Origin of the sequence: Synechococcus sp. MU1643, from assembly GCF_020514095.1 — a bacterium.
GTDB lineage: Bacteria > Cyanobacteriota > Cyanobacteriia > PCC-6307 > Cyanobiaceae > Parasynechococcus.
On sequence record NZ_VTKY01000003.1, the window covers coordinates 165,775 to 189,236 of the forward strand.

At 59.8% G+C, this 23,462-nt stretch carries 29 protein-coding genes, 3 tRNA genes and 1 pseudogene; 19 read left to right on the plus strand and 14 right to left on the minus strand.

Translation table 11 applies throughout. The features are described 5' to 3' along the window. Window positions 1-152: 152 nt before the first annotated feature. Window positions 153-650, minus strand: a complete 498-nt coding sequence (locus FZX09_RS07025) for a YajQ family cyclic di-GMP-binding protein (RefSeq protein ID WP_226401490.1) — start codon at window positions 648-650, stop codon at window positions 153-155. A 98-nt stretch (window positions 651-748) separates the two neighbouring features. Here FZX09_RS07025 and FZX09_RS07030 point away from each other — a divergent pair, with 98 nt between their 5' ends. Next, on the plus strand, window positions 749-1,165 hold the full coding sequence (locus tag FZX09_RS07030) for an MAPEG family protein (RefSeq protein WP_226401491.1): 417 nt from the start codon (window positions 749-751) through the stop codon (window positions 1,163-1,165). Here FZX09_RS07030 and FZX09_RS07035 read toward each other — a convergent pair whose 3' ends face one another. The 3 genes from FZX09_RS07035 to ebsA are packed head-to-tail and all read right to left on the minus strand — an operon-like array spanning window position 1,166 to window position 3,211. Beyond that, complete coding sequence (locus FZX09_RS07035; protein WP_226401492.1) at window positions 1,166-1,702, minus strand: DNA-protecting protein DprA; 537 nt, start codon at window positions 1,700-1,702, stop codon at window positions 1,166-1,168. A 16-nt stretch (window positions 1,703-1,718) separates the two neighbouring features. Beyond that, window positions 1,719-2,816 carry a phosphotransacetylase family protein gene (locus FZX09_RS07040; protein ID WP_226401493.1) on the minus strand — a complete coding sequence of 366 codons (1,098 nt, stop codon included), beginning with the start codon at window positions 2,814-2,816 and terminating at the stop codon, window positions 1,719-1,721. A gap of 26 nt (window positions 2,817-2,842) precedes the next feature. Beyond that, window positions 2,843-3,211 carry a type IV pilus biogenesis protein EbsA gene (gene ebsA, locus FZX09_RS12055; protein ID WP_370624204.1) on the minus strand — a complete coding sequence of 123 codons (369 nt, stop codon included), beginning with the start codon at window positions 3,209-3,211 and terminating at the stop codon, window positions 2,843-2,845. A gap of 36 nt (window positions 3,212-3,247) precedes the next feature. On the opposite strand from ebsA, the gene FZX09_RS07050 reads away from it, so the two are divergent. Next, complete coding sequence (locus FZX09_RS07050) at window positions 3,248-3,985, plus strand: SDR family oxidoreductase (protein WP_226401495.1); 738 nt, start codon at window positions 3,248-3,250, stop codon at window positions 3,983-3,985. Here FZX09_RS07050 and map read toward each other — a convergent pair. Further along, entirely contained in the window at window positions 3,966-4,811 is an 846-nt protein-coding gene (map, locus tag FZX09_RS07055; RefSeq protein ID WP_226401496.1) for a type I methionyl aminopeptidase, read from the minus strand. The two genes, FZX09_RS07050 and map, sit on opposite strands and share 20 nt — an antisense overlap. Before the next feature lie 53 nt (window positions 4,812-4,864). Here map and FZX09_RS07060 point away from each other — a divergent pair, with 53 nt between their 5' ends. The 6 genes from FZX09_RS07060 to gltX all read left to right on the plus strand — a co-directional run bounded on the left by FZX09_RS07060 (window position 4,865) and on the right by gltX (window position 7,758). Then, the gene (locus FZX09_RS07060) at window positions 4,865-5,152 is read left to right on the plus strand and encodes a PepSY domain-containing protein (RefSeq protein WP_226401671.1); all 288 of its coding nucleotides are present in this window, start codon (window positions 4,865-4,867) and stop codon (window positions 5,150-5,152) included. Window positions 5,153-5,177: 25 nt separating this feature from the next. Continuing rightward, on the plus strand, window positions 5,178-5,654 hold the full coding sequence (gene rplS, locus FZX09_RS07065; protein WP_226401497.1) for a 50S ribosomal protein L19: 477 nt from the start codon (window positions 5,178-5,180) through the stop codon (window positions 5,652-5,654). Between the two features lie 60 nt (window positions 5,655-5,714). Further along, a tRNA-Trp gene (locus tag FZX09_RS07070) sits at window positions 5,715-5,787 on the plus strand. 37 nt (window positions 5,788-5,824) lie between these two features. Beyond that, the gene (locus tag FZX09_RS07075; protein ID WP_006043540.1) at window positions 5,825-6,013 is read left to right on the plus strand and encodes a hyperconserved protein Hcp; all 189 of its coding nucleotides are present in this window, start codon (window positions 5,825-5,827) and stop codon (window positions 6,011-6,013) included. Window positions 6,014-6,229: 216 nt separating this feature from the next. Beyond that, window positions 6,230-6,303: transfer RNA gene (locus FZX09_RS07080), tRNA-Asp, on the plus strand. A 21-nt stretch (window positions 6,304-6,324) separates the two neighbouring features. Continuing rightward, window positions 6,325-7,758 (plus strand): glutamate--tRNA ligase, encoded by a 1,434-nt coding sequence (gene gltX, locus FZX09_RS07085; protein ID WP_226401498.1) that lies wholly within the window; start codon window positions 6,325-6,327, stop codon window positions 7,756-7,758. Here gltX and FZX09_RS07090 read toward each other — a convergent pair. From FZX09_RS07090 to wecB, 4 genes are read right to left on the minus strand one after another with little or no spacing between them, the layout of a single operon-like run. Then, on the minus strand, window positions 7,702-8,967 hold the full coding sequence (locus tag FZX09_RS07090) for a sodium:proton antiporter (protein WP_226401499.1): 1,266 nt from the start codon (window positions 8,965-8,967) through the stop codon (window positions 7,702-7,704). The two genes, gltX and FZX09_RS07090, sit on opposite strands and share 57 nt — an antisense overlap. Then, window positions 8,957-9,202, minus strand: a complete 246-nt coding sequence (locus tag FZX09_RS07095; RefSeq protein ID WP_226401500.1) for a hypothetical protein — start codon at window positions 9,200-9,202, stop codon at window positions 8,957-8,959. The genes FZX09_RS07090 and FZX09_RS07095 overlap by 11 nt, the downstream gene beginning before the upstream one ends. After that, window positions 9,202-9,804: a DUF1643 domain-containing protein gene (locus tag FZX09_RS07100; protein WP_226401513.1), complete on the minus strand. Its 603-nt coding sequence runs from the start codon at window positions 9,802-9,804 to the stop codon at window positions 9,202-9,204. The genes FZX09_RS07095 and FZX09_RS07100 overlap by 1 nt, the downstream gene beginning before the upstream one ends. After that, window positions 9,773-10,885, minus strand: a complete 1,113-nt coding sequence (gene wecB, locus FZX09_RS07105; RefSeq protein ID WP_226401532.1) for a non-hydrolyzing UDP-N-acetylglucosamine 2-epimerase — start codon at window positions 10,883-10,885, stop codon at window positions 9,773-9,775. Before wecB ends, FZX09_RS07100 begins: the two co-directional genes overlap by 32 nt. A gap of 283 nt (window positions 10,886-11,168) precedes the next feature. Between wecB and FZX09_RS07110 the strand changes: the two are divergent. Next, window positions 11,169-12,165, plus strand: a pseudogene (locus tag FZX09_RS07110) (type IV pilus twitching motility protein PilT). On the opposite strand, the gene FZX09_RS07115 reads toward FZX09_RS07110, so the two are convergent. Together FZX09_RS07115 and tsaD are read right to left on the minus strand one after the other, a co-directional pair. Beyond that, window positions 12,166-12,342 (minus strand): chlorophyll a/b-binding protein, encoded by a 177-nt coding sequence (locus tag FZX09_RS07115; RefSeq protein ID WP_226401533.1) that lies wholly within the window; start codon window positions 12,340-12,342, stop codon window positions 12,166-12,168. It lies immediately after the preceding pseudogene. 41 nt (window positions 12,343-12,383) lie between these two features. After that, a complete protein-coding gene (gene tsaD, locus FZX09_RS07120; RefSeq protein WP_226401534.1) occupies window positions 12,384-13,457 on the minus strand; it encodes a tRNA (adenosine(37)-N6)-threonylcarbamoyltransferase complex transferase subunit TsaD in 1,074 nt (357 codons plus the stop codon). A gap of 77 nt (window positions 13,458-13,534) precedes the next feature. Here tsaD and FZX09_RS07125 point away from each other — a divergent pair, with 77 nt between their 5' ends. Together FZX09_RS07125 and psaJ are read left to right on the plus strand one after the other, a co-directional pair. Then, window positions 13,535-14,011 carry a Photosystem I reaction center subunit III gene (locus FZX09_RS07125; protein WP_226401535.1) on the plus strand — a complete coding sequence of 159 codons (477 nt, stop codon included), beginning with the start codon at window positions 13,535-13,537 and terminating at the stop codon, window positions 14,009-14,011. A gap of 32 nt (window positions 14,012-14,043) precedes the next feature. Continuing rightward, a complete protein-coding gene (psaJ, locus tag FZX09_RS07130) occupies window positions 14,044-14,160 on the plus strand; it encodes a photosystem I reaction center subunit IX (protein WP_006850741.1) in 117 nt (38 codons plus the stop codon). Between the two features lie 82 nt (window positions 14,161-14,242). On the opposite strand, the gene gmk is transcribed toward psaJ, so the two are convergent. Continuing rightward, window positions 14,243-14,800, minus strand: coding sequence for a guanylate kinase (gene gmk, locus FZX09_RS07135; RefSeq protein WP_226401536.1), 558 nt, complete (start codon window positions 14,798-14,800; stop codon window positions 14,243-14,245). 38 nt (window positions 14,801-14,838) lie between these two features. Here gmk and FZX09_RS07140 point away from each other — a divergent pair, with 38 nt between their 5' ends. Both FZX09_RS07140 and tatC read left to right on the plus strand, forming a co-directional pair. After that, complete coding sequence (locus FZX09_RS07140) at window positions 14,839-16,566, plus strand: NFACT family protein (protein ID WP_226401537.1); 1,728 nt, start codon at window positions 14,839-14,841, stop codon at window positions 16,564-16,566. A gap of 125 nt (window positions 16,567-16,691) precedes the next feature. Further along, a complete protein-coding gene (gene tatC, locus FZX09_RS07145; protein WP_226401673.1) occupies window positions 16,692-17,396 on the plus strand; it encodes a twin-arginine translocase subunit TatC in 705 nt (234 codons plus the stop codon). Here tatC and FZX09_RS07150 read toward each other — a convergent pair. Further along, window positions 17,377-17,736 (minus strand): DUF3067 family protein, encoded by a 360-nt coding sequence (locus FZX09_RS07150; RefSeq protein ID WP_226401538.1) that lies wholly within the window; start codon window positions 17,734-17,736, stop codon window positions 17,377-17,379. The genes tatC and FZX09_RS07150 overlap by 20 nt on opposite strands. A 104-nt stretch (window positions 17,737-17,840) precedes the next feature. On the opposite strand from FZX09_RS07150, the gene petC reads away from it, so the two are divergent. From petC to FZX09_RS07180, 6 genes are all read left to right on the plus strand, one after another. Next, entirely contained in the window at window positions 17,841-18,377 is a 537-nt protein-coding gene (gene petC, locus FZX09_RS07155) for a cytochrome b6-f complex iron-sulfur subunit (RefSeq protein ID WP_226401539.1), read from the plus strand. A gap of 38 nt (window positions 18,378-18,415) precedes the next feature. Then, window positions 18,416-19,348 carry a cytochrome f gene (gene petA, locus FZX09_RS07160; RefSeq protein WP_226401675.1) on the plus strand — a complete coding sequence of 311 codons (933 nt, stop codon included), beginning with the start codon at window positions 18,416-18,418 and terminating at the stop codon, window positions 19,346-19,348. Between the two features lie 5 nt (window positions 19,349-19,353). Further along, the gene (gene lgt / locus FZX09_RS07165; RefSeq protein WP_226401541.1) at window positions 19,354-20,232 is read left to right on the plus strand and encodes a prolipoprotein diacylglyceryl transferase; all 879 of its coding nucleotides are present in this window, start codon (window positions 19,354-19,356) and stop codon (window positions 20,230-20,232) included. Then, window positions 20,229-20,990, plus strand: coding sequence for a precorrin-4 C(11)-methyltransferase (gene cobM / locus FZX09_RS07170; RefSeq protein ID WP_226401543.1), 762 nt, complete (start codon window positions 20,229-20,231; stop codon window positions 20,988-20,990). The genes lgt and cobM overlap by 4 nt, the downstream gene beginning before the upstream one ends. Window positions 20,991-21,015: 25 nt before the next feature. Beyond that, window positions 21,016-21,087 (plus strand) — tRNA-Val (locus FZX09_RS07175). A gap of 100 nt (window positions 21,088-21,187) precedes the next feature. Continuing rightward, on the plus strand, window positions 21,188-21,964 hold the full coding sequence (locus FZX09_RS07180; protein WP_226401545.1) for a RodZ family helix-turn-helix domain-containing protein: 777 nt from the start codon (window positions 21,188-21,190) through the stop codon (window positions 21,962-21,964). Here FZX09_RS07180 and FZX09_RS07185 read toward each other — a convergent pair. Then, on the minus strand, window positions 21,948-23,462 hold the full coding sequence (locus tag FZX09_RS07185; RefSeq protein WP_226401547.1) for a Ppx/GppA phosphatase family protein: 1,515 nt from the start codon (window positions 23,460-23,462) through the stop codon (window positions 21,948-21,950). The two genes, FZX09_RS07180 and FZX09_RS07185, sit on opposite strands and share 17 nt — an antisense overlap.

Below are 23,462 nucleotides of genomic sequence, written 5' to 3' on the forward strand. Positions count from 1 at the left end.
AAAACCACAAATTTTGATTTAAATTACCACAAACACCAGCACAAAACTTGTTGAACCATGGGTTTATGGCAGGAACTCACATTTTGAGGGACGCCATCAAGACCGTTTTTTTTACTTGCATCACCTCCAAGCCAAACCTTGCGATCTCCTCATCAGCGATAGTTCTCAAACTGCAAGGGAACATCAAGCTCATCTTCCTTACTCTTGACGAGCTGAATCGCGGCTTGTAAATCATCTTTGCTCTTGCCCGTGATGCGCACACTTTCACCCTGGATTGCCACTGTCACCTTTTTGAGCTCATCGCGCACGATCTTGCTCAGCTTCTTAGCGATCTCCTGACTCAGACCCTTACGCAGCTTCACCACCTGCTTCACCCGATTGCCTCCTGCTGTTTCAGGTGTTTGAAAATCGAAAATCTTCAGTGACAGGTTGCGTTTGGTCGCTTTTGTTCGCAGCACATCCTCCACAGCCTGAAGCGTCATATCACTGGCCGTGGTGATCACCAGCTCCGTTTCCTCTAGGTCAATTTCAGTACCGGAATCTTTGAGGTCATAACGGTTGCCAACATCGCGACGCACCTGATCCAGGGTGTTCACCAGCTCCTGCCGATCAAAGTCGGAGACAACATCGAAGGAATAAGTGCTGGCCATGACGCAAACTGTCGCTCCTCCAGCTTAGAAACCCGTCGATCTCCAGCTGGTTGCAGTCCACCCGAGCCCGTTAGGGTCCCCAGGACTGATCGGATGTCATGACTCCTGTGTTTGCCTGGGCCCTCTGCCTGATGGGAGCCGTCGTGATGGTGAGCATCGTGCTCACCGGTGCCGGACGAGCCAAAGCCGACTTCACCTTGGCTGATCTTCAGGCACCTCGGGCGATGTTTGAACGGCTGCCCGCCTTCGGGCAACGCGCCGTGTGGGCACAGGAAAACAGCTGGGAAGCGCTAACCCTGGGGGCACCGGCAATGCTGTTGTGTCTGATCAGCGGAGTCAGTAGCCCCACGGCCATAACGGCAGCGTGGATCTGGCCAGGCATCCGTTTCGTTTATCTATTCGCCTACGTCGGCAACGTCCCACCACTGAGGGGACTCTGCTGGGCCACCGGGGTTACTGCCGTTGGCATCTGCTACGTGGAAGGACTTCGGGCCGTGATCAGCGCTGCAGGCTGATCAGTCGAAGTACAGAAGGCTCACCACCTTTCCCATGTCCTCCGCAGTTCGTGCACTCGCCAGAAGTGTTTCGCTGTCGTGAAATGCGAGACAGATCAACTGATCACAGCGGTTGATGATCTCTTGATTGCACAAACTGCTGGCCATCGGCAAAGGCAGGTCGTCCTGCTCGGGCTTGTCCACAAGGTGCAACACCCGATCCAGGAGATCTCGAATTTCAGGCACCTGTCGATCGAGGCTCTGGGGCAAGAGGACAGTGAGTTTGGAGGGATCCACCACCAGGCACCCGCGAATTACGGCAGCATTCACCCCCTGAGATCCTGATGTAATCAGGGAATGGCCTTCTTGAACCAGTGAGCGGGCTACCAATTCGATCAGGTGAACCGCCACAACAGGCACATGACGGCTACCGAGAATGGCGATCCTTCGTTCGCTTTTGTCCTGCAGAAGAGCTAGTTCCTGCGCAAGGGTGTCAACCCGATCAAGAGCTGGCAGATCCAGTGACTGACCCAAGGAAAATCCGCCGCCTGATTTCATCGAAAGCTAGCAATCATCAGGCGTGCTGAACCGTCAGATTCAATGAATTGAAGAGCTGATCAAGCTTGCAGTGCTCTTCCACAAGACGGAAGGCGTAGGTGGCCTTCACTGCTTCATGCAAGCGCACATGACCAAACGCCTGCTCAATCACGCCCACCGTGGCCAGGGTGTCGTGCTCCACCTTGAGCAAGGGCACGTCCAATTCTTCAGCGCGATTGATCAATTGAGGAAGAGGTTCCCCTGCCCCAGTAAGGATCAAACATTGGGTTGATGCCTCAAGAGCAGCCAACTGGATGTCGGTGCGATCAGCCCCAGTCACCACAGCCATGTTGCGTCGTTTTCGGAAGAATTCCATGGCCGAATTCACATTCATCGCCCCGATGCTCAGGGTTTCCACCAACAGTTCCTGCCGTTCCTGGCAGCAAATCACCCGGGCATTCAGCCGCCGCACCAACTCACCAACCGTGACGCTGCGCAGCAACGGGGAACGGGGCATAACGCCGAACACCTGCAGGCCCAGGCCCTGCAGGGCAGGAACCACCTGACGCTCCAAGCTTTCGACCTCCTCTGGCGTGACAGCGTTGAGCACCACTCCAACCAGGCGGTCGCCCAGGGTCTGCTTGGCCGCCAGCAGCGCATCCACGCTGCGGCTGTCCTGCCAGAGGTGCACCAACACGACCTTGGCATCCAGACCTGTCGCCAGCTGCGGAAGGCTGAGGCCGTACAGCAATCCCTCCTGGAGGCTTCCCGCACATTCCAAGAGGGTGAGTCCTTCGTCAGCCTGAATGCGCTGACGAAGCTCCGCGAAACCCTGGCCGGCATCCAACTCGCCCTGGCCAAGGCGCTGGGCAGCTGTTGTCGGCGACAGCAGATGCATCGAAGGAATCAGACGTTCAGGCGGCAGATTCAGCGTTTCACCAACAAAGCGAACGTCGTCGTCGATGAGAGGTTGAGGCAACGGGCCCTGGTTCGGATCCCAATCCAGGCTTGTGGCCAGGGGCTTTCCGAACCGGATCTGCTGTCCGGCACGGGCAAGCTGCTGGGCAATTCCAAGAACGAGGGCCGACTTCCCACTGAACGGCTCACACGATCCGATCAACAGTGTCGTTCCCATGGAGGTGATGCCTGTCACCGCTGAATCTAGGCCTGTTCAGGCGCATCTCCGCGCTCCATCAACAACCACTGCCTGAACCCATCGGGCAGATCCGGCTCCGATGGCTGCAGATGGGAACGATCCATAAGCCAGGCCACCAGCTGATGGGAGCTGACGACGAAATCAACATCCCCCTCGGAATGACCGGGAAAACGAAGCTGGCAGTCCAGCCTCTCCATTGGCGCAGCGACCCCGTGCCAGCGGAGTTCAAATGGGTATCCATCAATTCCGGCAACTGGACGCCGCCCCTTCAGCTCCCCGCAGCTCAGGATCTGCAGGGCTGCGGGGAGATTCTGCTCACGACTAACACCACCGCAGTAAGGAGCGAACAAAACCAGTTGGGCGGCATCTGACACAGCTGGTGCTTGATTCTTGCTCCGCTCGTTTCAAGGATGCCCCAAGCTGGCCCCATGGCCCAGTCCCCCTTCCACGGAAAACGGATCGGCATCACAGGCGCTCGTGGAGCCCTTGGAGCAGCCCTGACTCGATGCTTCCGTGCCGCAGGCGCCCACGTGATCGGTTTCACCCACGGTTCCACACCGCCAGAGCAAGCAGATGGCCCACACCGTTGGGTGAGCTGGAGCTGCGGAGACGAAGTCAGCTTGGATACCGATCTGGCGGAGATCGATGTTCTGGTCTTGAACCATGGGATCAATCCTCAAGGCGACCAGAGTCCTGAGGTAATCAATCAGGCGCTGGAGATCAACACCTTGAGCAGCTGGCGGCTGATGCAGCGATTTGAGGCCATCAGCAGAGCATCGCCTCAGGGCGATGCGAGGGAGGTGTGGATCAACACCTCGGAGGCTGAAATCCAGCCTGCCGTAAGTCCTGTGTATGAACTCACCAAGCGGATGCTGGGACAGCTGGTGAGCATCCGCGGTGCGGTACTCGATGACTCAGGCCGTGAAGCCTTGATCCTTCGCAAGCTGGTGCTCGGACCCTTTCGCTCATCACTCAATCCGATTGGGTTGATGAGCGCCGATTTCGTCGCAGCCCAGATACTGCGCCAGGCGAGCTGGGGCTTTCGCCTTGTGATCGTGACGCCAAACCCACTGACCTATGTGTTAACGCCCCTGACCGAGCTTGGACGGCGGGTCTATAGCCGGATCCTCAGTCGCCCCGATCAGTGAGGATTTCGCATCCATCACTGGTGACGAGAACGGTGTGCTCCCACTGCGCCGATAGAGAGCCATCGCGGGTCACAACGGTCCATTGATCCCGCAGCGTGCGGCAGGCCTTGCTGCCGGCATTGAGAATGGGCTCAATCGCCAGGGTCATGCCTGGACGCAAGGTGACGTTGGGAAGCTCGTCAGTGCGGAAATTGAACACGGAAGGTTCTTCGTGCAGGTTTCTGCCGACACCGTGGCCGGTGTAATCCTCCACAACACTGAAAGCGTTGGCCTTGACGTGGTCTTCAACGGCTCCAGCAATGTCGAGCAGGGTGTTGCCTGCTTTGACCTGGCTCAAACCAGCCATCAAGGCTTCCTTGGCAACCCGGCTCAAAGTCTGTGCTTCCTGGGGCACATCTCCAACGCAGATCGTGATACAGCTGTCGCCGTGGTACCCCTCGAAGTAGGCGCCGGTATCCACCTTCAGCAGATCGCCATGGCGGATCACACGCTTCGAACTAGGAATACCGTGCACCACTTCGTTGTTGATGCTGGCGCAAATGCTGGCCGGAAAGCCGTGATATCCCTTGAAACTTGGAGTCGCCCCCATCTCTCGAATGCGTTTTTCGGCATAGGCATCGATATCTCCAGTTGTCTGGCCCGGTTCCACCATTCCCATCACCTCCCGCAGCACGGTGGCGACGATGTGGCTGGCCTGACGCATGATCTTCACTTCACGGGCTGATTTGATCTCAACACCGCGACGCTTCTGAATGCGAGGGCCCGTCGCCGTCACCTGCCCCTGCGCTGCCTGGGTGGATGCCAGAAGATCAGCAAAGAGATTCATGACTCAACCCAATATCCGTCACGCTATCAAGAGCAACCGAATTGATGCCGGTCATGTCGCTGCTTGTGCGCTTGCGCGAACTGCACCGAAGCGTTGCACCTTTCGTTCTGGCGCCTTTGCTAGTGACGGTGTTCTCCGGAGTCAGTTACCGCCTAGCCCGGGACTGGTTTGGAGCCAGCCGGGAACAGGTTCACTGGTTAATGGTGGTGCACGAAGGGGAATGGCTCGGTTCCACGCTGGAACCGGTCGTCGTTCTTCTCAATGCCATCGGGCTGCTGTGGATGCTGATCACAGGAGTAGGACTCCTGATGGAGCAATGGCGTCGAAAGGTACACTCGTAGTTTGGCGATACAACGCGGAGCTGGGATGGCAGCCGATTCGAAGGACACAGCGGTGACCGACGAGAACACCGAAACGGCTGTGGAAACAGCACCTGAGGCCACAGCGGCGAAGCCCAGCAAGGCTTCCAGTGCTACTGCCAAAAAACTGAGCCCCGAGGCTCTGATTCGCTCCTTTGAGTCAGCTCAGCAGAAAGATGATCTTCCTGAGATCTACGTGGGCGACACCGTGCGCGTTGGTGTTCGCATAAGCGAAGGCAACAAGGAGCGTGTTCAGCCCTACGAGGGCGTGGTGATTTCCAAGCGCCATGGCGGTCTCAACCAGACCATCACCGTGCGCCGGATCTTCCAGGGCATCGGCGTTGAGCGGGTGTTCATGCTGCATAGCCCCCAAGTGGCTTCCATCAAGGTGGAACGGCGCGGTAAGGTGCGCAGGGCGAAGCTTTTCTATCTGCGGGAACGGGTGGGCAAGGCCACCCGCGTGAAGCAGCGCTTCGATCGCTGAGGTTTCGACCTCGTTCAATCAGTTGCCAATTTCAACGTTGGCTGAGGGGTACATCGCCTTGCGCCGTTAGTTCAGTTGGTAGAACGCAGGTCTCCAAAACCTGATGTCGGGGGTTCGAGTCCTCCACGGCGCGTCCGATGTTCCCCTCGTGCAGTTTCCCGGTTCTGAGCATGGAGTTGGATCTTCAACCTGGTGATGTTGTGAAGGTGTTGGAGTCAGCCGCCCTTGGCTGGGTCCGTGCCCGAGTGATACGCGTCAAGTCCGGCGGCCGTGTGGTCGTTCAAAGTGATCAAGGACGTGAATTCACCGCCCGCGGCAATCAGGTTCGGCTCATCGAACCTGCGGGATTCCGTCCCTGACTCATTGAGGACTCGGTCATGTGCCGATGCTTCCCTCAATTCCTGGCGACGTTGTCGCCGGGAATTTTTTTATGGCAGCACTTGGAAGACAATTCAAGGCTGATCCAGGGCTCAGTTGTTGACGTAGGGCAGGGCAACAGTTGATACTGATCAGGTCGCGCAGGCGATACAGGTCAGATTCTTCGGAGCGCGTCTCGCGAGTTCTGAATCAGGTCTGGGACCGTAGTTCAACCGGTTAGAGCACCGCCCTGTCACGGCGGAAGTTGCGGGTTCGAATCCCGTCGGTCCCGTTCTTACCACCAAAAGCCACGATGGTGCGCGTTCGACTGGCCCCCAGCCCAACGGGCACGCTTCATATTGGAACGGCGCGAACGGCTGTTTTCAACTGGCTGTATGCCAAGCACGAGCAAGGGGCGTTCGTGCTGCGCATTGAAGACACCGACAAAGAGCGGTCCAAGCCCGAGTACACCCAGAACATTCTCGAAGGCTTGCACTGGCTCGGGATCAAGTGGGACGAGGAACCCGTCATCCAGAGCGAACGGGTGGTGCAGCATCGTGAAGCGATACAGACCCTGCTCGATCGGGGATTGGCCTACCGCTGCTACGCCAGCGAAACGGAACTCACGGCCATGCGCGATGCGCAGAAAGCGGCCAATCAAGCGCCGCGCTACGACAACCGCCACAGGACCCTGACGCCCGAGCAGGAGCAGGCTTTTCAGGCAGAAGGCCGCGAAGCGGTGATCCGCTTTCGCATTGATGACGCTGCCGAAATTCGCTGGAATGATCTAGTGCGTGGGGCCATGAGCTGGCGAGGCTCTGACCTTGGCGGTGACATGGTGATTGCCCGTCATGCCCCGGCTGATCAAATCGGCGACCCCCTCTACAACCTTGTTGTGGTGGTGGATGACGCCGCGATGAAGATCACCCATGTGATCCGCGGTGAAGATCACATTGCCAACACCGCCAAGCAGCTGCTCCTCTATGAAGCGCTGGGCCTTACCTTGCCGACTTTTGCCCATGCCCCTCTCATCCTCAATGCCGAGGGTCGCAAGCTCTCCAAACGGGATGGGGTGACCTCCATCAACGACTTCCGCGCCATGGGCTACACCCCTGACGCCATCGCCAACTACATGACCTTGCTGGGGTGGTCCGTGCCGGAGGGCATGGAGGAACGGTTTAGCTTGCGTGAGGCCGCAGCCGTCTTTGGTTTCGATCGGGTCAACAAAGCCGGAGCGCGTTTCGACTGGGACAAGCTCAACTGGCTGAATGCCCAGGTTCTGCATGGGTGGACGGCGGAACATCTTCTAGAGGAGCTAACGCCCCTCTGGGCCGAACGCGGTTGGACTCCTCCCAGCGACACCAGCTGGTGCCTCGACCTCTGTGCCTTGCTGGGCCCCTCCCTCACCCTGCTCAAAGATGGTGCCGATCAGGCGGAACCGTTCTTTGATCGTCCGGGCCTCCAGGAGGATGCGCTCGAGCAACTCGCGGTCGAAGGAGCTCAAGCAGCCATTGCCGACCTGCTTCAGCGTCTCGAGAACGACCCTTGGGATGGCAGCGACGTCGATCAATCCAAGGCTTGGCTGGGGGATGCCGCCAAAGCAGCCGGTGTGAAGAAAGGGGTTGTGATGAAGTCCCTGCGCGCCGCTCTGCTGGGGCGTCTTCAAGGGCCCGATCTGATCACAACATGGTCACTGCTGGCCCGAATCGGTGAGGACCTGCCGCGACTGCGCCGCTGCCTCGGCTGAGGCAGGCTCGTTATCGACAGTTTGGACTAGGCCCAGAGCCCGAGCCAATGGCTGGGCTGTGAGGCCCTGCAGGCCGACGGTCATCAGGATGGTCAGGAACACCAACCCCTGAAGGCGTCCAGCCCCAAGGATGCCGGCTTGCTCCAAACGAATCGCGAAAAGAGAGGCCACCGCAGCGGTGACGATGCCTCGCGGCGCGAGCCACCCCAGAAACAGCCGTTGCTCAAGCTTGAAGGGCAGTCCGATGGTGGCTAAACCCACGCCAATCGGACGCACCACGAGCATCAACGACAGCACACAGAGGATGCCGCCCCAACCCAGCGGACTGAGTTCAGCCCAGGACACGTCAGCGGCCAGCAGTGGAAACAGCATGGTGATCGCCAACTGCGCCAGTTCCTGAATCAAGCCATCCAATTCAGCGGTGTGGGGGCCTGGACGTCGACCGACGACGATGCCCGCCGCCACCGAAGCAGGCAGAGCGGATTCCGGCAGCAGCCACTCACTGACGCCATACATCAGAAACAGCAAACCCAAACTGAGCTGCAGCGGGAGCCCCTTCAACTGATCGGGTTTGAGCCGTCGCAGCAGCTCAGACAGCAGCCAGCCGACGCTCGCGCCAATCAGCACTCCACCGCCCAATCGATACAGCAGGCCGAGCATCACCTCACGCCAGCCGTGCAGGTTGCCAAGGACAAGCTCCAACAGCAGCAGGGCTAAAACGGCGCCAATGGGCTCAAGCACCAGTCCCTCAGCCTCCAGGACTTCGCCCAGAGGAGGTGCGAGCCGAATCTGACGCACCAGAGGAGTGACCACTGTTGGCCCAGTGGCCAGCACAATGGCACTGAACACAGCCGCAAGCGACCAGCTGAGGCCGGCAAGCCAATGGGCCGCCAACAGACCGCCTCCCAGGGAGATCAACAGACGCAGGGCTGCGATGCGCTGCACCGTGGCCTTGATCGTGTCTCCAGGCAGACGCAGATTCAGTCCGCCGTCGAACAGCACCAGGCTGACGAGAAGACCCACAACGGTTCCAAGCCCGGATCCGAGATCAAGGGGTTCCACCCAACCCAAACCAGAGCGACCGATCAGCAGCCCCGACAGGAGCAGCAACACCACCCCAGGAAATTCCGACTTGGCTGCCAGAAAACGGGCCGCAGCACCCGAGGAGACCGTGACGCCCCAGAGGAGGCCCAGACGCTCAGGCGTCATCGACAGAGGAGAACTGAGGTTCCACGCGCACGCCGATCACGGATTGGGGGCGTACAACCAGATACTCGCCCTCCAGATCACTGAGGGGAACGTTGACGAAACCGCCCTGGTTCTCGGCATTGACCACCCCTTGGTGCCACTCCTGGAAGATCTCGAGTTTCGGAAAAAACACCCATTCGGTTTGGCCTCCCACAAGGTGGAGATGGACGGCGTAACGACGGGGCGTACGGGACATCAGCGCGGAAAGACACCCATCACGGTCCCCACAGGATGACGGATCGGTTCCGGGTCTGCCCAGAGAAAAGGGCGAAGACAGGTGTTGCGCGGGGCATACAGCGGATGGCGCGGTTGCCCCGAGGCCGTCTGACCCAGCATCAGTGGTTGCGGCGAGTCGGGAACAGAGCGTCGGCGTTGCGGCAGCAAACGCTGAATGTCACCAAGAAGCAGCTGAGCCCGGTGCCATCGCGCCCCCCTCGCCCCCCATCCACACCAGAGATCAACCCCAGATGTCCGGGACCAGTGGTTGAACCAGCAGTTCAAGATCGCGTCGTTCTGCTCACCGATGGGGTCCTTCACCCGCAGCAGTGCCGCCGGAGACGGCGAGATCCGAGCGAACAGATTCAGCACCAGCAACTCCCGATATCCCCATTGCCTGGCGAAGCCGATCAAACGGCGCAGGGTCGGATCATCACGCTGGCCATCAGCTCTCGAGGGATTTAGACCCACGAAGATCAGGCACCCTTCGCCTGTACCCAGGCAGCGCCGCAGCCACCAGCGGTAACAGCCATCGCTGCTAAGGGACGCTTCAGACCCCGAGCTGTCGGCGACAACGCTCAAGGATGCGCTCGCTGGCGTGACCATCGCCGAAGGGGTTAACGGCGCGGGACATGTCTTGATAGGCCGTGGCATCCCCAAGCAGCCGCGAGGTCTCTTCCAGGATCACATTGGGATCAGTGCCCACAAGCCGGGCTGTTCCCGCATCAACGGCCTCCGGCCGCTCTGTGGTTCGCCGTAGAACCAGTACGGGTTTGCCTAGCGCAGGGGCCTCCTCCTGGAGACCACCAGAATCGGTGAGCAACAGGCAGCAACCTTTCATCGCTGCGACGAGACGGTCGTAGTCCAGAGGTTCGGTCAGAACGACACGGGGATGGCTTCCAAGCAGGGCCTGCAGCGGTTCTCGCACCGTCGGGTTGCGATGCATCGGCAGCAGGAGCGCCGTGTCGGGGTAGCGCTCAAGCACCTTCAGCATTCCTGCAGCGATGTCGTGCAGACGCTCACCCCAGTTTTCACGCCGATGCACCGTGGCGAGGATCACCCTCTGTTGATCCCAGTCGAGGCCATCAAAGCGAACATCCGGCGCCGATTCCGCCATCAATAACAACGCATCGATCACGGTGTTGCCGGTCACGGAAATCTCCCCGACCACCCCGGATGCTTTCAGGTTGGATTCCGCCTTAGCCGTCGGCGCGAAATGAAGAGTCGCGATCTGGGAGAGAAGCCGACGGTTGGCTTCTTCCGGGAAGGGATCCAGAAGATTGTCGGTGCGCAGACCGGCCTCCACATGGCCAACCGGGATCTGCTCGTAAAACGCAGCCAAACCAGCTGCAAACGCCGTGGTGGTGTCGCCCTGCACCAGGACCAACTGCGGCAGATAGGCCTGGAAGTCTTCCCGCAGCCCTTGCAGCGCAGCACAGGTGACATGCGTCAGGGTCTGACGGGGTGCCATCAGATTGAGATCCTGATCCGCATGAAGATGGAACAGATCCATCACCTGGCCCACCATTTCGCGGTGCTGACCGGTCAGGACGACACGGGTCTGCAATGCATCACAGGCTTGAAACGTCCGGATGACCGGAGCCAGCTTGATCGCCTCTGGACGCGTTCCCAGAACGATCGTGACGCGGGGCTGTTCAGCCATTCCATCCAGACGGACCGCAGGAGTTTACGGGCGTCAACCCGGAGAGAACAGTGAGAAATCCTTGCCAGTCCCAGCATCGAGACGATCCTGATGAAAGATCTCTCGCCATCAACGTGGCTCAGCCGGTTTTTCCCCCAGCTTCCCGCCGCGCCCAACCTCCGCCCATACCTCAGAACGATCCCGGGAGGTTCAAAACCCGGCGCCCAGATCAGCTGCAGATGGCTCGCCAAGCCTCGAGGAGATCGTTCAGATCGCCCATGAGGCTGGCCATTCCGATGTCCACCTGGGGGTTGGAGAAGCACCTCGAAACCGCGCACGGGGAGACATGCAAAGCACGGAATGGCCAGTGACCCGCGCCGAGGTCTTTCAGGGATGGCTCCAGGAAATCCTGACGCCACAAGAGATCGATGGCTTCAACCGCGACAAGGAATTCGACGGCTCCCATGCATTCCCCTTAGTGCGCGTGCGCATCAACCTGATGGATTCACTGCGAGGCCCGGCCATGGTGCTGCGCCTAATTCCGCAGACGATCCTCACCATCGAGCAGCTGCATCTCCCCAACGTGCTGCAGAGCCTCGCGGCCCTGCCGAAGGGACTGATCCTGGTGACCGGACCGACCGCCTCCGGCAAAAGCACAACCCTCGCGGCCATGATCGACTGGATCAACCGCAACGAGGCACGCCACATCCTCACGATCGAGGATCCTGTCGAGTTCGTGCATGAGAGCCGCAAGTCCCTCATTCGGCACCAGGAAGTTGGATTGCACACCCTCAAATCCCACAACGCCCTGAAGGCCGCCCTGTGCGAAGACCCTGATGTGATTGGTGGCCGAAATCCGAGATCAGGGAACCCTCTCTACGGCCCTCGAAGCGGCCCAGACCGGCCACCTGGTGTTCGGGACGCTGCACACCAATTCAGCGGTAAAAACCGTGGAGCGAGTCCTCGACATCTATTCACCAGAGGAACAGGAGAGTGTGCGCCGTTTGTTGTCCGAGTCGCTGCTGGGGATGATCGCCCAGGGGTTGATCAAGACAAAGGACAGAAAACGGGCGGCGTATCACGACATCCTGAACAACACCGATGCCTGCAAGAACTACATCCAGCGGGGGGCGCTCGATGAGGTTGAAGAAATCTTGGAACGCAGCGAGTTCGATGGGATGGTGACCACCAATCAATCGCTGTTTGCCCTAGTGGAGGAAGATCGCATTGAGGGCGCACAGGCTGTTGCCGTCAGCCCCAAACCCAACGAGCTGGCCCAGGCCCTGCGGGGCCGAAGCTGATCAGCCACCGCTGAACACACGCACCAAAAGAACGACAGCGATCCCTGCGGAGAGGCCGATCATCGCCAGACGGCCGTTCCAGATTTCGGCCTGCGGAGTAAAGCCCCGCTTCCAGGCGTTTAGGTCTTGTGCCTCCACGGGCTCCGGAGGATCTGATCTGGTTTCCGGTTGATCCACGACGCAGAGACCGAACAGTTCTCTCAAGCCTAAAAGGCTCTTTAAAAAGGTGGGTCTGATGTGTAAAGGGCATTGGCCTGATCCAAGGGCCAGCGTGCTGCAACTCCGGATTCAAGAGAGGTGGAAGCCGTGTTCTGGCCAAGACGCAGCAAAGCCGCAGCTCCGATCATTGCAGCGTTGTCGGTGCAGAAGGCCAGGGGAGCGATGGAGACGGCTATGCCCCGCTGCTTCCCCTGTTCGAGCATGCATTGGCGCAGGCGACGGTTCGCTGCGACGCCGCCAACCATCACCAGTTGCTGAACTCCATTGTCTTCAGCGCAGCGGAGGCTGCGTTGCACCAGAACATCTGCCACCACCTGTTCGAAACTGGCGGCCAGATCGGCAAGAGGCAGCGGATCGCTGGTCTGCCGCAGTGTTTCCACGGTGCGAAGCATGGCTGTCTTCAGGCCACTGAAAGAAAAGTCGTAAGGGTGAAACCCACCACCCGGCAATGAAATTCGCCCCTTGGGCAGGCGGAAGCGCGTTGCATCACCCCTATCGGCAACAGCCTGGATGGCAGGGCCTCCGGGGTATCCCAGACCGAGCAGGCGCGCCACCTTGTCGAAAGCTTCTCCAGCGGCATCGTCATGGCTTCGGCCTAAACGCGTCATCCCCCCGTCGTCAGCCACCAGGATCAGCTCGGTATGGCCTCCACTCACCAGCAGCACCAAATAAGGCGCTTGCGGTGGAACGTCTCCAAGCATCACCGAGGCCAGATGGCCTTCCAGATGATGGATGCCGAGGAAGGGGCGCTGATGCAGTGCGGCAAGGGTGCGGCCGGTAACCGACGCCACCATCAGAGCCCCGGCCAGGCCTGGAGTGATCGTTGCCGCTATGGCATCCAGCTGCCCTAAAGCGAAACCCGCCTCGTTAACAACGGCCTCGACCAGCCCAGGCAGGGCCTCGACGTGACGACGCGAGGCGATTTCAGGCACCACACCACCCCAAAGGGCATGCTCCTCGACCTGGGAGGCAATCCGCGACGCCAGAACGTCGATTCGTCCATCAGCGTGACGTCGCAGGACCGCAGCCGCAGACTCGTCACAACTTGTTTCGAGGGCAAGCACTGCATGCATCTGAGCGATGCGCCTCTCCTACTCTCCGACTTGTGACATCTTGCCCTTTCGGGGCACCGTTCAGAGGAATCGTTCCGATGCGTCGTCTCTTCGCCGTCGTGCTTTCAGCACTCCTGGTGTTCGGCTTCGCCCCCGTCGCCAAGGCGGATGTGGCTGGCCTGACACCTTGTTCTGAAAGCGCCCGCTTCCAGCAGCGTGCCGCTGCCGCTTCAACGCCTCAGGCCAAAGCCCGCTTCGAGATGTACAGCCAGGCCTCCTGTGGTGAAGATGGTCTTCCCCACTTGATCGTCGATGGCCGCTGGAGCCATGCCGGTGATTTTGTCTATCCCGGGATCATGTTCTTGTACGTCGCCGGCTGCATCGGCTGGGCCGGTCGTGAGTATCTGAAAGCAACCCGCGGCAAGACTGCTGCCCAGTACGAAATTTTCATCGATCGCAGCATTGCGTTCAAGAGCCTTCTGGCTGCCGCTACCTGGCCGCTCGCTGCCTTCGGTGAATTCACCAGCGGAAAGCTGCTCGAAGACGACAGCAAGGTGACTGTTTCACCGCGCTGATTTATACGACTTCAACCATTGCCCCCTCAACAATGAACAAGTTTCTGACCGCAGCTCCAGTGGTTGCAGCCATCTGGTTCACAGCCACCGCAGGAATCCTGATCGAGTGGAACCGCTTCTTCCCCGATCTTCTCTTCCACCCGATGTGAGACACGGGTTGTCAACATCACCAAAGGGAACCTTCGGGTTCCTTTTTTTTGCCTGCATCGCGTTGCCAAGATCAGCTCCGCGTTATCCCAGCCCCATCAGCATCTCCACCTGGTTCAACGCTGATTCGAGATCGTCGTTGATCACGACGGCGTCGAATTCATGTTGAGCCTTGAGTTCCTCTCGAGCGCGAGTCAAGCGGCGCTGAATGGCCTCCTCCAAATCGGTGCCGCGACCGCGGATCCGGCACTCCAATTCCTCAAAGCTGGGGGGAGCCAGAAAAATCTGAAAGCCATCCGGGAAACTGCGACGCACCTGGCGGGCACCTTCCAACTCAATCTCCAAAAGCACGGGGCGCCCCGCCGTCATTTGTTCCTCCACAGGACCTCGGGGTGTGCCATAGCAATTTCCCGCGAATTCCGCCCACTCGAGAAAACCTTCCTGCTCCACCAAGGCCTCAAACCCCGCACGGCTGTGGAAGAAGTAGTTGATGCCGTCCTGCTCCCCCTGACGCGGAGAACGGGTGGTGGCTGACACCGACAGCCAGATCTGGGGATGGCGCTCCAGCAGCTGGTTCACCAGGGTTCCCTTGCCGACTCCACTGGGGCCGGTGATCAAGGTGAGCTTTCCACTGGTGGACATCGCGGCGTCTGCGTGGGTCAGCAGAGTAGGAAGCCCTAATGCCCCGCCCGGTGCTCCAGGTGATCGCCTCCCCCAGCCTGCAGCCAATGGATCTCACCACGCTTCGCGCGGTGCTCTGGGATCTGCGTCCAAAGCTGGTACCAAGCCGTTTCGAAAAGGCCCAACAACCGGACCCGGCAACGATTCAACTGGGATGCCGCAGCCTCAAGGGGATGGTGTGGCTGGAACTGAGTTGGCAAGCAGAAGCACCTCGGCTGGTGGAGGTCAACCCTCCCCCGCGCAGCGGCAGCGGCAGCACCTTCGCGCAACAGTTGCAACACAGCCTCCGCCAGCTGGCTCTTGTAGAGCTTCACCAGAGCGGCTTTGAACGGGTGGTGGAATTCCGGTTTGCCCAACGCCCTGGGGAACCGATCCAGCGGGTGCTCGTGCTGGAGCTGATGGGACGGCACAGCAACCTGCTGCTCCTCGATGAGGAACGCAACATCATTGCTCTAGGCCGCCAGGTCCGGGACCATCAGTCCCGCGTGCGCCCTCTCTCCACCGGTGATTCCTACAGCCAACCCCCAATGCTTCAGGGGTTGGCACCGGATCGAACGGAGGTCTTTGAACGCTGGAAGGAGCGGCTCTCTCTCGTCCCGACCCCCCTGCGCAAGGCCTTTCAGCAGACCTATCAGGGGATCAGCCCAGCCCTTGCTGGACAGCTCGCCGGAGACCACTTGAACACCCCGGTGGACAGCCTGGTTGCCAGCCAGTGGGCCCACCTCTTTGAGCGTTGGTCTCTCTGGTTGGAGCAGCTCGAGAGCGAACAGTTCGCCCTTGTGGTGGAGAACGACGGTCGTTACAGGGTCTGGGGAGCTACCACTACCGAAGTGCATCCACAACTCGCTCTGGCTCTCACGCTGGGATCCCTGCACCAGCAATGCCAAGAGCAACGTGCCCTGGCACGGGTCAACCATGACCTGCGTCAACGCCTAGAGCGTTGGCGCAGCAAAGAACAGGCCGCCCAGGAGGACCAACGCCAGCGCCTGAACGCCACCGAAGGGCACGGAGCCCTTCAAAGCCAGGCGGACGCTCTCCTTTGCCTCGGCAACCCAAGCCGCGACCAGATCGATGAAGCCCAGTCGCTCTATCGCCGGGCCAAAAAACTACGGAGATCACGCCCGATCCTTGAGCAGCGGCTGAAGCACCATCAGCGACGTCTTGAGCTGATCAACGAGAGTGAAACCTTCATCGAGGATCAACTGAGCGCAACCTGGCAGGACTGCCCAGCACGCCTCTCCGCCCTGAATGATCTGCGGGAGGAACTCGATGAGCTGCTGCAGCCCAAGGAACGCCGTCGCAACACAAGACACCAGCATCAACGGAACCAGCCCATGCCGCTGGAACTGACCACTCCGGGAGGCCTCAAGGTTCAGGTGGGGCGGAACCACCGGCAGAACGACTGGATCTCGCTGCGCCAGGCCCGCAGTGGTGACCTCTGGTTTCACGCCCAGGAATGCCCAGGGAGTCATGTGGTGTTGAAGAGCTCCAATGGGCTGGCCGAGGAATCAGACCTGGCAATGGCAACAGATCTGGCGGCCTATTTCAGTCGCGCTCGGGGCAACACGCGGGTGGCGGTGGTGATGGTGCCCACCGATCAGCTGCAGCGAATTCCCGGTGCCGGACCAGGCACCGTGCGTCATGGACAGGCTGAAATCCGCTGGGGGGATCCCCAGGGCGCGGAAGAACGGCTGCTTACACCTAGCCTGAGCCCACATTCGGGCTGACCTGTTGCGCCGCCCGACCCGCGTCCGTGTCTGAGCGCCCCGAAGGCCCCCCAGCTCTGCAACCACCACCACCCATTCGCATTGGGAGGGCACCTGGCGATGCCGATTTACCCAATGAGGTGGAGATGCCTCTGGTGGATCACCTTGAGGAACTGCGTCAACGGGTTCTGCGCAGCTTGCTGGCCGTTGTCATTGCAGCGCTGACCTGTCTGCTGGGGGTCAAACCGCTGGTGCGCTTGCTGGAAGCGCCAGCCAGCGGCATCCATTTTCTTCAACTTGCGCCGGGCGAGTTTTTATTTGTCTCGCTGAAGGTTGCCGGCTACGCCGGACTCACCCTGGCCCTGCCCTATGTGCTGTTTCAGATCCTGGCATTCGTGCTGCCGGGCCTGACGATCCGCGAACGACGCTTGATTGCACCTGCCGTCGCCGGCTCCGCGGTTCTATTCATGGTTGGCCTGGCCTTTGCCTGGTGGGCCCTGGTGCCGGCCGCCCTGCGTTTTCTGGTGAGCTACGGCGCCGATGTGGTGGAGCCACTTTGGTCAATCGAGCGTTATCTGGATTTTGTTCTTCTGCTGATGTTGGCCACCGGGCTGTCGTTTCAGCTCCCTGTGTTGCAGCTGCTCCTCGGGGCTCTGGGGCTGGTGCGATGGAGGCCGATGCTTGGAGCCTGGCGCTGGGTTGTGCTGGGTTCAGCCCTAGCTGGAGCCGTGCTGACGCCATCCACCGATCCCATCACGATGCTGCTGCTAGCTGGAGCCATCACGGCACTGTTTCTAATTGGCGTCGGCCTGGTGGCTCTGACCGAATCGTTCAGACCAGAAACTCCTTGATCAGCGTTTCCGCCTCCGGCCCCGTCGCCTCCAGCGGAAGACTCAACGCCTTACCCAGACGCGGTTTGTCACGGGTGGAACCGAGCCATTGGCGCACCTCACCCGCCAAACCAAGACGATTCACAACATCCAGCACCTCACCGAGATGCTGTCGATAGGCCTCAAGGTCCATCGGAAACGACTGTTGCTCGAGATAGGCCCACATCACCTGGAGGTACAAACGACGGCGTCGAACCACCAGCTGAAGGTCGTAAGTCGCCCGCCAGCGCTGGCGTAGACAGGCAATCACCTCGTCGACGCTGAGCGGCGGCTCGGGCACGGCAGTGGCGATCTCAAGCACAGAATCAGAAGCGGCAGGATCAGGAAGACACCTGTCGTCGCAAAGCTTGACAGGCACTTAAGCATCCATAATGGTCGCCAATCCGAGCTGGATGAACGTCGGCCATGACACAACTCTCCTCGAGCGATGTGCCCGGAATGGGTCGTCGGCAGTTCATGAATCTGCTGACGTTCGGCTCCGTCACTGGTGTGGCCTTGGGAGCCCTCTACCCGGTGGCGAATTACTTCATCCCCCCCAAGGCCGCTGGCAGCGGCGGTGGCACCAGCGCCAAGGATGAGCTGGGCAACCCGATCACAGCCAGCGGTTGGCTCTCCAGCCACCCCGAGGGCGATCGCAGCCTGGTGCAGGGCCTCAAGGGTGATCCCACCTATCTGATCGTTGAAGGCGAAGACGCCATTGGCAGCTACGGCATCAACGCCATCTGCACCCACCTCGGCTGCGTCGTTCCCTGGAACAGCGGTGCCAACAAGTTCATGTGCCCTTGCCATGGCAGTCAGTACGACGCCACCGGCAAGGTGGTCCGAGGCCCTGCTCCTCTCTCCCTGGCCCTAGCCAACGTCAGCGTGGAGAACGACAACGTGTTCATGAGCCAGTGGACCGAGACCGACTTCCGAACTGGTGATAAGCCCTGGTGGGCCTGATCTTTCCCTTCCCTAAGCCTGCATCTCCTCACCGTCCCATGCGTCGTCACCTCTCTCTTCTCCTTGGATCGCTAGTCGTCGGACTGGCTCTGCTGATTGCCCCGGCTGCCAGCTGGGCCTATCCCTTCTGGGCTCAACAGAACTACGACAGCCCCCGGGAAGCCACCGGCAAGATTGTTTGTGCGAACTGCCACCTGGCCAAAAAGCTGACCCAAGCTGAAGTTCCCCAATCGGTACTCCCCGACAGCGTCTTCACCGCCAGCGTCAAGGTTCCCTACGAAAAGGGTCTTCAGGAGATCGGTGCTGACGGCAACGACGTGGGCATGCAGGTGGGAGCTGTTGTGATGCTTCCCGATGGCTTCACCCTGGCTCCTCAGGACCGCTGGAGCGATGAGATCAAGGAAGAGACGGAAGGCGTTTACTTCACCCAGTACAGCGACGACCAGCCAAACATCCTGCTGGTGGGACCGATTCCTGGTGACGAGCACCAAGAGATCGTCTTCCCTGTTCTGTCCCCTGATCCCGCCACCGACAGCAACATCCACTTCGGCAAGTACCAGATCCACGTGGGTGGTAACCGCGGCCGTGGCCAGGTGTATCCCACCGGTGAGAAGAGCAACAACACCGTCTACACGGCTCCGGCCAGCGGCACCATTGCCTCCATCGAGCCCGGTGAAAACGGCGCCAGCGTGGTCAGCATCAAGGCTGCTGATGGCAACAGCGTCAGTGAGACCATCCCTGTTGGTCCTGAAGTTCTGGTCAGTGTTGGTGACAGCATTGAAGCCGGTGCCGCACTGACCAACGACCCCAACGTCGGTGGCTTCGGCCAGGTGGACGCGGAAATTGTTCTGCAGAACCCCGTTCGGATCTATGGCTTGCTCGCCTTCTTCGCTGCCGTGGCTCTTGCTCAGATCATGTTGGTGCTGAAGAAGAGGCAGATCGAAAAAGTTCAGGCAGCTGAGGGCGTCTGATCGCTATGGCTCTTGAAGCCCTGTTTCCCCTGGCGACCTTCCAGTCGCCAGGGGAATTTTTGCCTCATACCGAAAACTGGTTCCTTCCCCTGCGTTGGTACGGGCTGCTGATTGCAACCGCCGTGCTGATCGGCCTGAACCTCTCCAGCCGCCTGGCCAAACTTCGAAAGCTGGAAAACGGCCTAATCAGCGATCTGCTGCCCGTGCTCGTGCTGTTTGCCGTCATCGGAGCACGGATCTACTACGTGGCCTTCGAGTGGCACAACTACGCCTCAAACCCGCTCAAAGCCCTGGCCATCTGGGAGGGAGGGATTGCTATCCACGGTGCTTTGTTGGCGGGAACAATCACCCTGATCCTGTTCTGCCGCTGGCGTCGGCAACCCTTCTGGGATGTGCTGGACGTTCTGGTTCCTTCCGTGGCCTTGGGACAGGCCATCGGTCGCTGGGGGAATTTCTTCAATTCAGAGGCCTTTGGGGTTCCAACTGATCTGCCGTGGAAACTGTTCATTCCGACACAGAGCCGCCCGGTGATCTACAGCACGTCGGAGTTTTTCCACCCGACCTTTCTCTATGAATCGATTTGGAACATGCTGCTCTTCGGACTGCTGGTGCTGCTCTTTCGCCACGGACTGAAAGCTCCTGGGATCCTCCCATCGGGTGCCATGAGTTGCGTTTATTTGGTGGGGTACAGCCTCGGCCGCGTCTGGATCGAAGGTCTGCGCATTGATCCTCTCTGCATCGGTTCGCTTCCACCGGCTTGCGAAGGGGGAATCCGCATCGCGCAATTGATGAGTTTCACCTTGGTCGCGCTGGGCATGATCGGGCTTTGGTGGCTATACGGACGAAAGCGACCCTTGCCTGATCCATCAGGCCAACGCAGTTGAGTCAAGTTGTCAGTTTCGTCGGTGCAGGCCCTGGTGCTCCAGACCTGCTCACCCTTCGTGCAGCTGAACGTCTGAACAAGGCTGAAGTGCTGATCTGGACGGATTCCCTGGTCTGTCCAGCCATCGCAGATATGGCTCCGGCTGATTGCGAACGGATCCGCACCAGCACGACCACGCTCGAAGACCTGATCCCGTTGCTGATCGATCGACACCGCAAGGGCAAGCGAGTGGTACGACTCCACGACGGAGACACGGCCCTTTACAGCGCCATCAACGAGCAGATCTGCGCCTTAAATGACGTCGAAATACCCGTCGAAGTGATCCCCGGGGTCAGCGCTTACCAAGCGGCAGCCGCCGGACTCGCTAGCGAACTCACCCTTCCAGGCGTGGTGCAGACCATTGTTCTCAGTCGCGCTGGAGGTCGCACCGGCGTGCCGGAACGGGAACAGCTGGATCGGCTGGCCGCCCTGCGCGCCAGCCTTTGCATCTATTTGAGTGCACGACACGTTGAAAAGGTGCAAGCCACCCTTCTGGAGCACTACCCTGCCGACACGCCAGTAGCCATAGGACATCGAGTGAGCTGGCCCGATCAGATGCTCACAGTGGTTCCTCTCAAGGAGATGGCTGCGATAAGTCGGGAACGCAATCTGATTCGCACAACGCTCTACGTGGTGAGTCCGGCTCTCGCCGGTGGTCCTCAGCGTTCACGTCTTTACTCGCCTGACCACGACCACCTGTTCCGTCCAAAAGCCCAATAGGCGGTGGTTTAGAGTTGTTTTGTGCGGGCGATTAGCACAGTGGTAGCGCACTTCCTTCACACGGAAGGGGTCACTGGTTCGAATCCAGTATCGCCCATATTTTTTGGTGGCGTTTAACCCTTCGCTGTTCATCAAGGGCTGACTGCGCTGTGGAATGGGCCTAGGTTCAATTTTGAACTAGGTCGACTTACCCATCTATGAACGAGCGGAGTCTTGTGGACGACCAAGGCAAAGCCAAAGGCCTGGGTGAAGCAGGGCGACAGTTGGCCGAAGCACGGGCTGCAGCGGGCCTGAGCCAAAATCAGCTCGCCAGCCAGATGCACATGGGCGAGGAGCAACTCGCAGCACTGGAACGCGGCGATCAAGCCGAACTTCCTGAACCCGTGTTCATCAAGGCCATGGTGCGCCGACTCAGCTCCCATCTGGGTTTGGATGCTGACGCCATGGTTCAGACCCTCGGTCCCCTCACGACCAACCAGCCCAAACGGACGCCTCACGGGGCAACAACGCGGGGCATCACCCCTCAGAAACAAAGAACAGTCCATCCGCTTCCCCTTGTGGCCTTAGCAGGGCTCGCTGGGCTTGGGTTTGTTGTGTGGAGCAACGCCTCCGAGTTGACGCGTTTCGCCCAAGGGTTGAGGCCTACCAAGCAAAGCCTTGAGCCAAGGGGGGCGGATCTCGAGTTAGCCGAGGTTGTAAAAGAGCCCGATGTCCTCATCGTTCCAGCTCCATCCACCGAAGACCTCGGACTCACGATCAGCAGCAGCGAACCCAGCTGGATCGCCTTGCGGCGTGAGGGAATTGTGGAATTCGAAGGGCTCCTGAACGGTGAGCGAAAGATTGACAATCCCGATCTTGTGGAGATCTACGCCGGCCGGCCTGATCTGGTCCAGCTGAGTTCCCCCGACGCAGAGACACGAACACTTGGTGCTGTGAACGACATCCGCTGGATCCCTCTCAACCCTGAACGCTGACGCGCAGATTCACCCCGACCGCTTCCTTCACCACCTCAGCGCAGCTCTCCAAGCTCCACTGCTCAAGGCTGACGTTCTGGTTGACCCGCTCAGGGACGATTTCCAGATCCAGAGTTCCCTTCACCGCATGAATGCGGAGTGCTGAAATCACCGGTTCAGGCCTGCGATCCAGGGCCGCAGCCAAGCGCAGCAGCAGGGCCATCTGAAGAACGCAACGACGGTTTTCTCGGGTGGCTACAAGCTGCCAAGACTCATGGCGTTTCTTCGGCAAGCTGCGGCGGTGATAGCGAGCAATCGCTGCCACCATCAGATGCTCCGCTTCGGAATAACCCAGCAGCTCACCATGACGAATCAAGTACCAGGTGTGCTTGTGGTAAGCGCTGATGTTGATGTGCTGGCCACAGGAATGAAGCATGGCGGCAGCCCAAAGCAGTTCGCGACCTTCGCCGCTGTCGTCATGCATCACTCCTCGCGTGGCGTCGTAGAGGATTAGGGCATGGCTGGCGACCCGTTCAGCCCTGCTCTGGTTCACCCCAAAGCGCTGCACCTGATGAATCACGGTGCGTTGCCTGATGCTGCTCTGAAAGCTGAAGCGGTCTTCCAGGAGACCCTGGCGAAGCATCCAATCAACGATCAGCCCTTCTCTAAGCGCACGCTCACTCAGCACCAAGTCCTCCACACCCAGCATCTTCATGGTGGTTTGAAGGATCAGCGCGCCGGGAACAATGATTTCGGCCCGACGGTCATTGATGGGAGCCAACTCCCTCCGCTGCGCAGGGGTCATCCTGATCAGACGATCAACCACCTTGTCCAGGCGCTGCCGGGTGACGCGGTAGCCATGCAATTTGCGGGGTGGACGCTCCTCTTCACTCGCAGCAAGGGAGCCAATCGCCATGGCCGTGCCGCTGGTGGCCACCAACACAGCAGTTTCACCGGGTTTGATCCTGCGACGCACTTTGTCGACCGCAGGTTCAAGCGACCCCTGAATGAAAGCCTGAAGAAACGATCGACGTTGGGGGGGCATCGGATCATCTCGAACAAAGTCCCGCTGGAGTCGCACAGCCCCCACACGGGTGCTGGTGAGGGCGCGCGCATCACGACCATCGGCAAGGATCAGTTCCGTGGAGCCACCTCCGATGTCGAGCAGAAGATGCGGACGATCTCCAAATGGCATTCCTGAGAGGACGCCCAAGTAGATCAGCCGGGCCTCCTCGGGGCCGCTGACCAAATCCACCTCCATCCCCAGATCGTCGAGAATGGTCTGGAGGAAATCGCGACCATTGGGCGCTTCACGAACGGCACTCGTCGCGGCCGTCACAATCTGCTCAACCCGGTGACTGGCGGCGAGATCTTTGAACTGGCGCAGAGCTTCCAGCCCTCGTTGCATCGCCGCCGATGTCAGCTCACCAGTCTCGGAATCACGCTCCCCCAGACGCGTGGTGGCCTTTTCAGCCTGGATGATCCGAAACGTGCGCAGCTTCGGATCAACAGCTGCCAC

Coding starts and splice junctions, on each gene's coding strand:
- FZX09_RS07025 (WP_226401490.1), bottom strand. CDS start 650: ATGGCCAGCACTTATTCCTTCGATGTTGTCTCCGACTTTGATCGGCAG.
- FZX09_RS07030 (WP_226401491.1), top strand. CDS start 749: ATGACTCCTGTGTTTGCCTGGGCCCTCTGCCTGATGGGAGCCGTCGTG.
- FZX09_RS07035 (WP_226401492.1), bottom strand. CDS start 1,702: ATGAAATCAGGCGGCGGATTTTCCTTGGGTCAGTCACTGGATCTGCCA.
- FZX09_RS07040 (WP_226401493.1), bottom strand. CDS start 2,816: ATGGGAACGACACTGTTGATCGGATCGTGTGAGCCGTTCAGTGGGAAG.
- FZX09_RS07050 (WP_226401495.1), top strand. CDS start 3,248: ATGCCCCAAGCTGGCCCCATGGCCCAGTCCCCCTTCCACGGAAAACGG.
- map (WP_226401496.1), bottom strand. CDS start 4,811: ATGAATCTCTTTGCTGATCTTCTGGCATCCACCCAGGCAGCGCAGGGG.
- FZX09_RS07060 (WP_226401671.1), top strand. CDS start 4,865: ATGTCGCTGCTTGTGCGCTTGCGCGAACTGCACCGAAGCGTTGCACCT.
- rplS (WP_226401497.1), top strand. CDS start 5,178: ATGGCAGCCGATTCGAAGGACACAGCGGTGACCGACGAGAACACCGAA.
- FZX09_RS07075 (WP_006043540.1), top strand. CDS start 5,825: ATGGAGTTGGATCTTCAACCTGGTGATGTTGTGAAGGTGTTGGAGTCA.
- gltX (WP_226401498.1), top strand. CDS start 6,325: ATGGTGCGCGTTCGACTGGCCCCCAGCCCAACGGGCACGCTTCATATT.
- FZX09_RS07090 (WP_226401499.1), bottom strand. CDS start 8,967: ATGACGCCTGAGCGTCTGGGCCTCCTCTGGGGCGTCACGGTCTCCTCG.
- FZX09_RS07095 (WP_226401500.1), bottom strand. CDS start 9,202: ATGTCCCGTACGCCCCGTCGTTACGCCGTCCATCTCCACCTTGTGGGA.
- wecB (WP_226401532.1), bottom strand. CDS start 10,885: ATGGCTGAACAGCCCCGCGTCACGATCGTTCTGGGAACGCGTCCAGAG.
- tsaD (WP_226401534.1), bottom strand. CDS start 13,457: ATGCATGCAGTGCTTGCCCTCGAAACAAGTTGTGACGAGTCTGCGGCT.
- FZX09_RS07125 (WP_226401535.1), top strand. CDS start 13,535: ATGCGTCGTCTCTTCGCCGTCGTGCTTTCAGCACTCCTGGTGTTCGGC.
- psaJ (WP_006850741.1), top strand. CDS start 14,044: ATGAACAAGTTTCTGACCGCAGCTCCAGTGGTTGCAGCCATCTGGTTC.
- gmk (WP_226401536.1), bottom strand. CDS start 14,800: ATGTCCACCAGTGGAAAGCTCACCTTGATCACCGGCCCCAGTGGAGTC.
- FZX09_RS07140 (WP_226401537.1), top strand. CDS start 14,839: ATGCCCCGCCCGGTGCTCCAGGTGATCGCCTCCCCCAGCCTGCAGCCA.
- tatC (WP_226401673.1), top strand. CDS start 16,692: ATGCCTCTGGTGGATCACCTTGAGGAACTGCGTCAACGGGTTCTGCGC.
- petC (WP_226401539.1), top strand. CDS start 17,841: ATGACACAACTCTCCTCGAGCGATGTGCCCGGAATGGGTCGTCGGCAG.
- petA (WP_226401675.1), top strand. CDS start 18,416: ATGCGTCGTCACCTCTCTCTTCTCCTTGGATCGCTAGTCGTCGGACTG.
- lgt (WP_226401541.1), top strand. CDS start 19,354: ATGGCTCTTGAAGCCCTGTTTCCCCTGGCGACCTTCCAGTCGCCAGGG.
- FZX09_RS07180 (WP_226401545.1), top strand. CDS start 21,188: ATGAACGAGCGGAGTCTTGTGGACGACCAAGGCAAAGCCAAAGGCCTG.